The following is an 11,190-nucleotide window of genomic DNA, read 5'->3' on the forward strand; positions in this document are numbered from 1 at the left end:
GTGTCGTCCTTATAACAAGGTCTTGCGCAGATCGGCCATGACTTCGGCCAGATAGGCGGTGAAGCGGGCGGCCATGGCGCCGTCGATCACGCGGTGGTCGTAGGACAGCGACAGCGGCAGCATCAGGCGTGGCTGGAAGGCCGCGCCGTCCCAGACCGGCTTCATGGACGACTTGGACAGGCCAAGGATCGCCACTTCCGGTGCGTTGATGATCGGCGTGAAAGCCGTGCCGCCAATGCCGCCCAGCGACGAGATGGTGAAGGTCGCGCCCTGCATGTTGGCTGGACTGAGCTTGCCGTCGCGCGCCTGGGCCGACAGCTCGCCCATTTCGACGGCGATCTGCGAGATCGATTTCTTGTCGGCGTCCTTGATGACCGGGACCATCAGGCCGTTCGGCGTATCGGCAGCGAAGCCGATGTTGTAGTACTGCTTGAGAATCAGATTGGCGCCGGTGGCGTCGATCGAGGCGTTGAACGCCGGGTACTTTTTCAGCGCGGCGACGCTGGCCTTGATCACGAAAGCGAGCATGGTCAGCTTGACGGTCGACTTGGACTTGGCCAGCGCGGCGTTCGAATCGACGCGGAACTGTTCGAGGTCGGTCACGTCGGACTCGTCGAACTGCGTCACGTGCGGGATCATGACCCAGTTGCGGTGCAGGTTCGGGCCACTGATTTTCTTGATGCGCGACAGCGGCAGCAGTTCGGTCGGACCGAATTTGCTGAAGTCGAGCGACGGCCATGGCAGCAGGTCGAGACCGACGCCGGTACCGCCGCCAGAGGCTTTGCTGCCGTTGCCAGGCGACGCGCTCGCGAGAACACCCTTGACGAAGTTCTGCACGTCCTGCTGGGTGATACGACCCTTTGGACCGCTGCCGGGAACGCGCAGCAGGTCGACGCCGAGTTCGCGCGCGAACTTGCGGATCGACGGCGAGGCGTGCGCCTTGGCGTTCGATTGCGCTGGTGCGGCTTCGGCGGCGGGTGCTGGCGCGGCGGCGGGCGCTGGTGCTGGCGCCGCGGCTGGTGCCGCTGCGGCGGCAGGCGCCGGAGCTGCTGCGGCGGCAGGTGCTGGCGCTGGCGCGGCTGCGGCAGCTGCGTCATCGCTTTCGAGGATCAGCAGCAGTGCGCCTTCGGCGACCTTGTCGCCGACCTTGATTTTGAGTTCCTTGACCACGCCTGCGTGGCTGGACGGGATCTCCATGCTGGCCTTGTCGGATTCGACCGTGATCAGCGACTGGTCGACCTTGATGGTATCGCCCGGCTTGACCATCAGTTCGATGACTTCGACTTCCTTGAAGTCGCCGATATCCGGGACTTTGACTTCCACAATGCTCATAGCGTTTACTCCGTTCTTATTCGTTTAGTCGCGCGTCTGGTCCACCCGGCACTTGGGTTCCCGCCTGCGCGGGAACCTAAGTTAAGCACGAGGGCTCGAACGCCGTGGCAAAGTTACTGGGTCACCGGATTCGGTTTTTCAGGATTGATGCCGTACTTGGCGATCGCATCGGCCACCACGGACGTTGCAATCACGCCTTCGTCGGCCAGCGATTTGAGCGCCGCCACAACGATATAGTAACGGTTCACTTCAAAGAACTCGCGCAGCTTGACGCGGCTGTCGGAGCGGCCAAAGCCATCGGTACCGAGCACTTTGTAGGTGCGGCCCTTCGGCATGAACGCGCGGATCTGTTCGGCGAACAGGCGCATGTAGTCGGTCGTGGCGATGATAGGACCAGTGGTCTTTTCCATCAGCTGGGTCACGTACGGCAGGCGCGGTGCGTCGGTCGGATGCACCATGCTCCAGCGCTCGGCGTCCTGGCCGTCGCGGGCGATCAGGGTCAGCGACGGCGCCGACCACACGTCGGCCGCAATGCCGAAGTCCTTCTGCAGCAGTTCGGCTGCGAAGATCGATTCGCGCAGAATGGTGCCCGAACCAATCAGCTGCACGCGCTGCTTGGCAGCCGCGTCGCCCGATCGCAAGAGGTACATGCCTTTCAGGATGCCTTCTTCCGTGCCTGGGGTCAGGCCTGGCTGCTCGTAGTTCTCGTTCATCAGCGTGATGTAGTAGAACACGTCTTCCTGCTCCGCCACCATGCGGCGCAGGCCGTCCTGAACGATGACCGCGACTTCGTGCGCGAAGGTCGGATCGTACGGCAGGCAGTTCGGAATGGTCGCCGCCATCACGTGGCTGTGGCCATCTTCGTGCTGCAAGCCTTCGCCGTTCAGGGTCGTGCGGCCAGCGGTGCCGCCCATCAGGAAGCCGCGTGCGCGCATGTCGCCCGCCGCCCACGCCAGGTCGCCGATGCGCTGCATGCCGAACATCGAGTAGAAGGTGTAGAACGGGATCATGATCCGGTTGTTGGTCGAGTACGAGGTCGCCGCGGCGATCCACGAGCTCATGCCGCCCGCTTCGTTGATGCCTTCCTGCAGAATCTGGCCGGCCTTGTCTTCGCGGTAGTACATGACCTGGTCTTTATCGACCGGCTCGTACAACTGGCCCTGTTGATTGAAGATGCCGATCTGGCGGAACAGGCCTTCCATGCCGAAGGTACGCGATTCGTCGACCAGGATCGGCACGATGCGCTGGCCCAGGTTCGGGTCGCGCAGCAGGGTCGAGATGATACGAACGAACGACTGCGTGGTCGAGATTTCACGGCCTTCGGCGGTCGCGTCCAGCACGTTCTGGAATGCCGACAGCGCAGGCACCGGCAGCGATTCCGCAGCTTGCGGACGGCGCTGCGGCAGGTAGCCGCCCAGCAGTTCGCGGCGCTTGTGCAGGTACACCATTTCGGGCGCATCGTCGGCCGGCTTGAAGAACGGGATCTCGGCCAGCTTGTCGTCGGGAATAGGGATCGCAAAGCGGTCGCGCATTTCGCGGATCGCTTCATCGTCGAGCTTCTTGGTCTGGTGCGCGGTGTTGCGCGCTTCGCCGGACTTGCCCATGCCGAAGCCCTTGACGGTTTTCACCAGCAGGACGGTCGGGGTACCCTTGTTTTCCTGCGCGATCTTGAAGGCGGCGTAGATCTTGTGCGGATCGTGGCCGCCGCGGGTCAGGCGCCAGATGTCGTCGTCGGTCATGTTGGCGACCATTTCGAGCAGCTTCGGATGCTTGCCGAAGAAGTTCTTGCGCACGTAGGCGCCGTCCTTGGCCTTGTAGTTCTGGTATTCGCCGTCGACGGTTTCCATCATCACGCGCTGCAGGATGCCTTCCTTGTCCTTGGCCAGCAGGGCGTCCCAACCCGGGCCCCAGATGACCTTGACCACGTTCCAGCCGGCGCCGCGGAAGTCCGCTTCGAGTTCCTGGATGATCTTGCCGTTGCCGCGCACAGGGCCATCAAGGCGCTGCAGGTTGCAGTTGACGACCATCACCAGGTTGTCGAGGCGCTCGCGCGCGGCCATGCCGATCGCGCCCATCGATTCCGGCTCGTCCATCTCGCCGTCGCCGCAGAACACCCAGACCTTGCGGTTGGAGGTGTCGGCGATCGAACGCGCGTGCAGGTACTTGAGGAAGCGCGCCTGGTAGATCGCCATCAGCGGGCCCAGGCCCATCGAGACGGTCGGGAACTGCCAGAAGGTCGGCATCAGTTTCGGGTGCGGATACGAGGACAGGCCCTTGCCGTCGACTTCGCGGCGGAAATTGAGCATCTGGTCTTCCGACAGGCGGCCTTCGAGGAAGGCGCGCGCGTAAATGCCAGGGGACGAGTGGCCTTGCAGGTACAGCAGGTCGCCGCCATGGTCGGCGGTCGGAGCACGCCAGAAATGGTTGAAGCCGATGCCGAGCATGTTCGCCAGCGAGGCGAAGCTCGAAATGTGGCCACCCAGGTCGCCGTCGGCGCGGTTGGCCTTGACCACCATCGCCATCGCGTTCCAGCGCATCCACGAGCGCAGGCGCTCTTCGTACTCCAGGTTGCCGGGGCAGTGTTCTTCGAGGTGGGTGGGGATGGTGTTGACGTAGGCGGTGTTGCTGGAAAACGGGATGTGGGCGCCGCGGCGGCGGGCCAGGTCGACCATGCGTTCCATCAGGTAGTGCGCGCGGTCGGTGCCTTCATTTTCAATAACGGCTTCGAGCGCGTCGAGCCACTCCTTGGTTTCGAGCGTGTCGGGATCGTTGGCGGCTGCTGCCGTCAACTGGTCGAGTTGAGCTGACATTGATGCGTCTCCTTTGTTAGTGCCCTACCCGATCGACATCGACGGCGGACGTTTTGCTGATTATTTACCAATACCCAAAATTAGTGCTGCAATTCTAACAGTAGTTTTCTGCATTTTCAAATTGCGATATATCGTTTCATATTATGGGATTCGAGTTGACGTGAACGTAAAGTTCACATTTCCTTCAATGCAATATTATGGGGAGTTCCGGGGATTCGAGGCACGCGATAGCAGCAGCGGCTTTATAATCTCGCTTTTCCCTCCCTCCGGCTAAAAATCATGTCCGCTCAACTGATCGATGGTGTTCTCCTCTCCCAACAATTACGCGCAGAAATCAAGCAGCGCGCCAGTGTCCTGACCGCCAAAGGCAAGCAGCCCGGGCTGGCCGTGATCCTGGTGGGGGAAGACCCGGCCAGCCACGTGTACGTGCGCAACAAGGTCAAGGCGTGCGCGGATGTGGGTTTTCATTCGATCCTGGAAAAGTACGATGCCGACCTGACCGAAGCGGCGCTGCTGGAACGTATCGCCAGCCTGAACGCGGACCCGGCCATCCATGGCATCCTGGTGCAGATGCCGCTGCCGAAGCACATCAACCCGAACAAGGTGATCGAAGCGATCTCGACCACCAAGGACGTGGACGGCTACTCGGTGCTCAGCGCCGGCGAACTGATGACCGGCCTGCCGGGTTTCCGCCCGTGCACCCCGTACGGTTGCATGAAACTGATCGAAAGCACCGGCTACGACCTGCGCGGCAAGCACGCGGTCGTCATCGGGCGCAGCAACACGGTCGGCAAGCCAATGGCGCTGCTGCTCTTGCAAGCGAACGCCAGCGTGACCATATGCCATAGTGCGACGCCGGACCTGGCGTATCACACGCGCCAGGCCGATGTGGTGGTGGCCGCCGTCGGGCGCCGCGACACGCTCACCGCCGATATGGTCAAACCCGGCGCGATCGTGATCGATGTGGGCATGAACCGCGACGATGACGGCAAACTGTGCGGCGATGTCGACACGGCAGCGGTGCGCGACGTGGCCGCCCACATCACGCCGGTGCCGGGCGGCGTGGGTCCGATGACGATTACCATGCTGCTGATGAACACCGTCGAAGCGGCCGAGCGCAACTGATGACAGGCGGCCCGGCGCGCTAGAGAATTTATTGAAACCGACTTGAGGAAAAACACATGACTACCGATACCAGCAATCCCCTGCTCGATTTCAGCGACCTGCCACGTTTTAACGATATCAAGCCGGAGCACGTCACGCCCGCCATCGACCAGCTGATCGCGCATGCGAGCGCGGTCGTAACGGAACTCGAAGCCCCGTCCGACGACGTGACCTGGGACAACTTCGTCATTCCGCTCGAAGAAGCGACCGAACAGCTGGGCCGCGCCTGGGGCGTGGTCAGCCACCTGAACAACGTGGTCGATACGCCCGAACTGCGCGCCACCTACAACGACAACCAGCCGAAAGTGACCGAATTCTGGACCGCGCTGGCCCAGAACGAAATCCTGTTCGCCAAGTACAAGGCGATCCGCGCCAGCGCCGGCTACGAATCCCTGTCGGCGGCGCGCAAGCGCATCGTCGAAAACGCCCTGCGCGACTTCCGCCTGGGTGGTGCCGAGCTGCCGGAATCGAAAAAACAGCGCTTCGCCGACATCCAGGAACAGCATGCCAGCATCTCGACCCGCTTCTCGGAAAACGTGCTCGACGCCACCAACGACTACAAACTGATGGTCGAGATTGAAGCCGACCTGGCCGGCCTGCCGGACGACGTCAAGCAAGCCGCGCGCGCCGCCGCCGAGAAAGACGGCAAGGCCGGCTACCAGTTCACCCTGCACTTCCCGTCCTACTTCCCGATCCTGCAATTTGCCGACAAACGCGAACTGCGCGAAACCATCTACCGCGCCAGCGCCACCAAGGCGTCCGAAATGGGCACCGTGTTCAGCGAGCTGGAAAAGTGGGACAACACCAGCAACATCGCCAGTTTGCTCAAATTGCGCGACGAAGAAGCCAAATTGCTCGACTATCGCAATTTCGCCGAAGTCTCGCTGGTGCCGAAAATGGCCCAGAGCCCCGAGCACGTGATCGAATTCCTGGAAGACCTGGCGCGCCGCGCGCGTCCGTTCGCCGAACAGGATCTGGCCGAACTGCGCGCCATCGCCAAGGATGAACTCGGCATCGACCAGGTCGAAGCCTGGGACCTGACTTACGCCTCCGAGAAACTGCGCGAGCGCCGCTACGCCTTCTCGGCCCAGGAAGTGAAGGAATACTTCCCCGAGCCGAAGGTCGTCGATGGCCTGTTCCGCCTGGTGCAAAGCCTGTTCTCGGTCGAGATCTTGCCCGACACGGCCGCCGTCTGGCATCCGGACGTGCGCTTCTTCCGCATCGAGCGCGACGGCAAGCTGGTCGGCCAGTTCTACCTCGACCTGTACGCGCGCAGCGGCAAGGGCGGCGGCGCCTGGATGGACGACGCGCGCGGGCGCCGCCTGCAAACCGGCGGCCTGCTGCAAACGCCGGTCGCCTACCTGACCTGCAACTTCACGCCGCCGGCCACGGTCGACGGCCAGTTGCAGCCATCGCTCTTCACGCACGACGAAGTAACAACCCTGTTCCACGAATTTGGCCACGGTTTGCACCACATGCTGACGCAAGTGGACGAAATCGCCGTCTCCGGCATTTCCGGGGTGGAGTGGGACGCGGTCGAGCTGCCATCGCAATTCATGGAGAACTTCTGCTGGGAATGGGATGTGCTGCAGCACATGACCGCCCACGTCAAAACGGGCGAACCGCTGCCGCGCGCGCTGTACGACAAGATGCTGGCAGCCAAAAACTTCCAGTCCGGCCTGCAAACCCTGCGCCAGGTCGAGTTTTCGCTGGTCGACATGCACCTGCATTACGATTTCGACCCCGCCAGCGCGCAAACCGTGCAGGAACTGATCAACGACGTGCGCCAGAAGTTTTCGGTCATGATGCCGCCCGCATTTAACCGTTTCCAACACTCTTTCGGACATATTTTTGCCGGAGGGTACGCCGCCGGTTACTATAGCTACAAGTGGGCTGAAGTATTGTCCGCCGATGCCTACGCCGCCTTCGAAGAAGCGGTCGAGGCCGGCGGCGGAGCCCTTTCCGAAGAAACCGGCAAACGCTTCCAGCAAGAGATACTGGCCGTCGGCGGTTCGCGCCCCGCGCTCGAATCGTTCAAGGCTTTCCGTGGCCGCGAGCCCAGTATCGATGCGCTGTTGCGCCACAGCGGCATGCAGTCCTGAAAGACCGTGCCAGCAGGAGAATTGTAATGACAGTAACAAAAAAGATGGCTGGCACGATGATGGCACTGCTGCTGTGCGCGGGCGGCGCCGGCGCGCAGCAGATGTACAAATGGGTCGACGCATCCGGCAAGATCACGTTCAGCGACAAACCGCCGCCGTCCAACGCCAAGCCGGTTGAAATCAAGGCCGGCGCCGGCGGTGCGGCCACCGTGCCGCTGCCCTACGCGCTGGCGCAGGCGGTGCGCGCGCATCCGGTGGTGCTCTTTACGCGCTCGAAATGCGATTATTGCGACCAGGGCCGCACTTTCCTCAAGGAGCGCGGGATTCCGTTTGTCGAGAAAACCGTGCAAACGGCCGCCGATGAAGCCAAGCTGAAGGAAGCCGGCGGCGACGGCCGCATGCCATTCATCAAGATCGGCCGCGCCAAGTCGACCGGTTTTGAAGCGAGCACCTGGAATTCCATGCTGACCGACGCTGCGTACCCGGAAAAGAAGATCCTTCCCGCTGCCTATCAGTATCCGAAGGCAAGCCCGGCTTCCCCGCCGGAACCGGAAGTGCCGAAAGCGGACGACAAGTCCAAGGCGAACGAGGTCGACCGCAAAACCGCGCCGGCCACGCCGCCGGGTGACAAGACCACCCCGCCCGGCTTCGTATTCTGAGCACGCCGATGACCCGGATCGATTTCCATACCAACATCCCGGACAAGCTGAGCTACGCCTGCCGGCTGGCGCGCAAAGCGCTCGCCAGCCGCGCCCGCGTGGTGCTGCTGGCCGAGGATGCGGCGCAGGCGCAAGCGCTGGACGAGGCCCTGTGGACCTTGTCGGAAACCGATTTCCTGCCGCATGTGATGGCCGGCGACCCGCTGGCCGCGCAGACACCGATCATCATCGTCCATGACGACGCGGCCGAGCTGCCCCATCATGACATGCTGGTCAACCTGACCCGCGCCACGCCGGCCCAGCTGGGACGCTTCCAGCGCGTGTTCGAGATCATTTCCACCGATGAGAGCGATGCCGCCGCCGGGCGCAAGCGCTACGTCGCCTACAAGCAGCAATCCTATCCATTGACCCACTTCGTCGCAGGCCAGTCATGAGCCAGACTCGTCCGTTCGACCCGCATATTCCTGTGTTGACGGAATTGTTTTCCGATAAGGGCGAAGCGCTGGCCGAGCCCGCCGCCGAGCGCGCGCCGGCAGTCGATGGCGACCCGGAATGGGTTGCGCTGGAACGGCGCCTGTCCGAGCGCATCGTGCAGCAACTCCAGGGAAGCGTCGACATCCTGCTCGAACAACGCCTGCGCGAGAGCCTGGAACAAGTGCTGCGGCAAGCCATCGGAAGTATTACGGCCGAGCTGCGCCGGGACCTGCAAGCGTCGATCGACGGCATCGTTGCGCGCGCCGTCGCGCAAGAGCTCAGCACCTTGCAGCAACGCCAGCCGCCACCCTGATCCCCTGCGCCGCGCGCGCCGGCGGCTGCATGCGCGGCCGGCATCCTTTCATTTTCTTACAAAACAGCGTCAATATAGTGCATCGTGGCGTGCACGGACGGCTGGCGCGCGCGTTTACGGTGAGCGGGGTCAAATTGTTGCGAAAATTTTTACAATCGGCTTTGCGTAGCATTTAAATTGTTGTACCTTTTGCCCTACACAAAATTTTCGAAACGGCGCCACGAGCGCTGTCTGTTTTCAATCCAATGGAGAATGCACATGCAGTTCACGACCAAACTCATTCCACTCGCAATCGCCATGGCCTTCGCCGCCAACGCCAGCGCACAGGATGTCGTCAAGATCGGCCACGTCGGCCCGATTTCGGGCGCCACCGCGCACCTGGGCAAGGATAACGAGAACGGCGCCAAAATGGCCGTGGAAGAATTGAACGCCAAAGGCTTCATGATCAATGGCAAGAAGGTCAAGCTGGAACTGGTGCTGGAAGACGACGGCGCCGATCCCAAGCAGGGCACGGCCGTGGCGCAAAAACTGGTCGATGCCAAGGTCAACGGCGTAATCGGCCACCTCAACTCGGGAACCACCGTCCCGGCCTCGCGCATTTACCATAACGCCGGCATTCCGCAGATTTCGCCGTCCTCCACCATTCCCGAATACACCAAGCAAGGCTTCAAGTCGGCCTTCCGCGTGGTCGCCAACGACAACAAGCTCGGCGGTACCCTGGGCCGTTACGCGGTCGACACCCTGAAGGCAAGCAATATCGCCGTCATCGACGACCGCTCGGCCTACGGCCAGGGCGTGGCCACCGAATTCATGAAAGGCGCCAAGGCCAAGAATCCGGCAGTCAAGATCGTCGGCAAAGAATTCACCAGCGCCACCGCGACCGACTTCACCGCCATCCTGACCTCGATCAAGAGCAAGAAGCCGGACCTGATCTTCTTCGGCGGCATGGATGCGGTTGGCGGCCCGATGCTCAAGCAAATGAAGGCGCTCGGCATCAACGCCAAATTCATGGGCGGCGACGGCGTCTGCACCGAATCGCTGGCGCGCCTGGCCGGTGACGGCATCGGCGAAGGCATCGTCACCTGCGCCGAAGCGGGCGGCGTGACTGGCGAGCAAGAAAAAGCGTTTGCCGACTTCGTGGCACGCTACAAGAAACGCTTCCCGAACGAAAGCGTGCAGCTGTACTCGCCGTATGTCTACGATGCGGTGATGGTGATGGCGACCGCGATGCAGAACGCCAAGTCGGCCGACCCGGCCAAGTACCTGCCGGAACTGCAGAAGATCAAGTACCAGGGCGTGACCGGCCCGATCCAGTTCGACGACAAGGGCGACATCAAGGATGGTGCGCTGACCATGTACACCTACAAGGGCGGCAAGAAGACCAAGATGTCCGTGGTCAAGTAAGCGCGGTCGGGCGTTGGCTTCGGCCAACGCTGACGGGCATAAAAAAACGCGCTGACAGCGCGTTTTTTATTGGGTGCGGCGATTTACTTCTGGGTCATGATCCATTTGACCAGGGTGCGCGCTTCGGCGTCGCTGACCTGTGGATTGGCTGGCATCGGTACCGCGCCCCAGGCACCGGAGCCGCCCTTGAGGATTTTGCCAACCAGCTTGGTTTCGGCATCTTTTTGGCCGGCATATTTGGCTGCGACATCTTTGTAAGCTGGCCCGACCACCTTGTTCGCGACCGCGTGGCAAGCCATGCAATTTTTTGCTTTTGCCAGATCGGCGTTTGCCATGGCGCTCGACGCCAACGCCGACAACACCGTGAACAACATCAGGGACCGTTTCATGTATTTCTCCAGAGTGAACAACTGAATGCAATTTTACCGTGTTTCGGCTAGCCGAAGGTGCGGCCACACGCTCTATAACGGGTCAAGCATGTGGTTGGTTGACGCAAATATTTTCCTGCCGACACAATTTTACTGCCTCTCTGGAGCAATTGTTTGTAAGATACGCATATGAAAAGGAGTTTGCCATGCCAGTGATTCTATTAATTGCAGCGCTTGTGGGTCTGCGCTATTTCGAAGTCTGGCGTTTTGCCGAGTTGTCGTGGTGGTGGATCATCGGGCTGATGTTCGTGGCGTTTCTGTGGTTCGAGTTTGTCGAAAAGATCTTCGGCCTGGACAAGAAAAAAGCCCACAACGTCGATGAAGAACGGCGCAAGGCACGTATCAAAGAGGCGTTTGACAAGGCGAACAAGCGCTAGCCTGAATTTTGCATAAAAAAGAGCAAGAATGCCGTAAGTGATTGATAAAATGTGAGTTATCCCTAAAACACAATTTCAACACGAACGCACCTTGCCCGGCATGAATTCTACCTCAGAGCAGCTACGT

General features: G+C 61.3%; 10 protein-coding genes. 7 read left to right on the forward strand and 3 right to left on the reverse strand.

Annotation, left to right across the window (positions count from 1 at the left end; all coding sequences use genetic code 11):
* Positions 1-9: 9 nt before the first annotated feature.
* Positions 10-1,332, reverse strand: coding sequence for a dihydrolipoyllysine-residue acetyltransferase (gene aceF, locus F2P45_RS21810; RefSeq protein ID WP_166879906.1), 1,323 nt, complete (start codon positions 1,330-1,332; stop codon positions 10-12).
* Between the two features lie 113 nt (positions 1,333-1,445).
* Entirely contained in the window at positions 1,446-4,142 is a 2,697-nt protein-coding gene (aceE, locus tag F2P45_RS21815) for a pyruvate dehydrogenase (acetyl-transferring), homodimeric type (protein WP_166879907.1), read from the reverse strand.
* Positions 4,143-4,421: 279 nt separating this feature from the next.
* Between aceE and folD the strand changes: the two genes are divergently transcribed.
* The 6 genes from folD to F2P45_RS21845 all read left to right on the forward strand — a co-directional run bounded on the left by folD (position 4,422) and on the right by F2P45_RS21845 (position 10,258).
* Entirely contained in the window at positions 4,422-5,267 is an 846-nt protein-coding gene (folD, locus tag F2P45_RS21820; RefSeq protein WP_166879909.1) for a bifunctional methylenetetrahydrofolate dehydrogenase/methenyltetrahydrofolate cyclohydrolase FolD, read from the forward strand.
* A 56-nt stretch (positions 5,268-5,323) separates the two neighbouring features.
* Positions 5,324-7,408, forward strand: a complete 2,085-nt coding sequence (locus F2P45_RS21825) for a M3 family metallopeptidase (protein ID WP_166879911.1) — start codon at positions 5,324-5,326, stop codon at positions 7,406-7,408.
* A 26-nt stretch (positions 7,409-7,434) separates the two neighbouring features.
* Positions 7,435-8,067 (forward strand): DUF4124 domain-containing protein, encoded by a 633-nt coding sequence (locus tag F2P45_RS21830; RefSeq protein WP_166879912.1) that lies wholly within the window; start codon positions 7,435-7,437, stop codon positions 8,065-8,067.
* A gap of 8 nt (positions 8,068-8,075) precedes the next feature.
* Positions 8,076-8,501, forward strand: a complete 426-nt coding sequence (locus F2P45_RS21835) for a DNA polymerase III subunit chi (RefSeq protein WP_166879914.1) — start codon at positions 8,076-8,078, stop codon at positions 8,499-8,501.
* The gene (locus tag F2P45_RS21840) at positions 8,498-8,854 is read left to right on the forward strand and encodes a DUF2486 family protein (protein ID WP_166879915.1); all 357 of its coding nucleotides are present in this window, start codon (positions 8,498-8,500) and stop codon (positions 8,852-8,854) included. Before F2P45_RS21835 ends, F2P45_RS21840 begins: the two co-directional genes overlap by 4 nt.
* 258 nt (positions 8,855-9,112) lie before the next feature.
* On the forward strand, positions 9,113-10,258 hold the full coding sequence (locus F2P45_RS21845; RefSeq protein ID WP_166879917.1) for a branched-chain amino acid ABC transporter substrate-binding protein: 1,146 nt from the start codon (positions 9,113-9,115) through the stop codon (positions 10,256-10,258).
* Between the two features lie 83 nt (positions 10,259-10,341).
* Here F2P45_RS21845 and F2P45_RS21850 read toward each other — a convergent pair whose 3' ends face one another.
* Positions 10,342-10,647 (reverse strand): c-type cytochrome, encoded by a 306-nt coding sequence (locus tag F2P45_RS21850; protein WP_166879928.1) that lies wholly within the window; start codon positions 10,645-10,647, stop codon positions 10,342-10,344.
* Between the two features lie 185 nt (positions 10,648-10,832).
* Between F2P45_RS21850 and F2P45_RS21855 the strand changes: the two genes are divergently transcribed.
* Positions 10,833-11,063, forward strand: a complete 231-nt coding sequence (locus F2P45_RS21855) for a TIGR04438 family Trp-rich protein (protein ID WP_166879918.1) — start codon at positions 10,833-10,835, stop codon at positions 11,061-11,063.
* Positions 11,064-11,190 lie beyond the last annotated feature (127 nt).

The sequence above is a fragment of the Massilia mucilaginosa genome (assembly GCF_011682145.1).
In the GTDB taxonomy this organism is placed as follows: Bacteria; Pseudomonadota; Gammaproteobacteria; order Burkholderiales; family Burkholderiaceae_D; genus Telluria_A; species Telluria_A mucilaginosa.

Coding starts and splice junctions, on each gene's coding strand:
- aceF (WP_166879906.1), bottom strand. CDS start 1,332: ATGAGCATTGTGGAAGTCAAAGTCCCGGATATCGGCGACTTCAAGGAA.
- aceE (WP_166879907.1), bottom strand. CDS start 4,142: ATGTCAGCTCAACTCGACCAGTTGACGGCAGCAGCCGCCAACGATCCC.
- folD (WP_166879909.1), top strand. CDS start 4,422: ATGTCCGCTCAACTGATCGATGGTGTTCTCCTCTCCCAACAATTACGC.
- F2P45_RS21825 (WP_166879911.1), top strand. CDS start 5,324: ATGACTACCGATACCAGCAATCCCCTGCTCGATTTCAGCGACCTGCCA.
- F2P45_RS21830 (WP_166879912.1), top strand. CDS start 7,435: ATGACAGTAACAAAAAAGATGGCTGGCACGATGATGGCACTGCTGCTG.
- F2P45_RS21835 (WP_166879914.1), top strand. CDS start 8,076: ATGACCCGGATCGATTTCCATACCAACATCCCGGACAAGCTGAGCTAC.
- F2P45_RS21840 (WP_166879915.1), top strand. CDS start 8,498: ATGAGCCAGACTCGTCCGTTCGACCCGCATATTCCTGTGTTGACGGAA.
- F2P45_RS21845 (WP_166879917.1), top strand. CDS start 9,113: ATGCAGTTCACGACCAAACTCATTCCACTCGCAATCGCCATGGCCTTC.
- F2P45_RS21850 (WP_166879928.1), bottom strand. CDS start 10,647: ATGAAACGGTCCCTGATGTTGTTCACGGTGTTGTCGGCGTTGGCGTCG.
- F2P45_RS21855 (WP_166879918.1), top strand. CDS start 10,833: ATGCCAGTGATTCTATTAATTGCAGCGCTTGTGGGTCTGCGCTATTTC.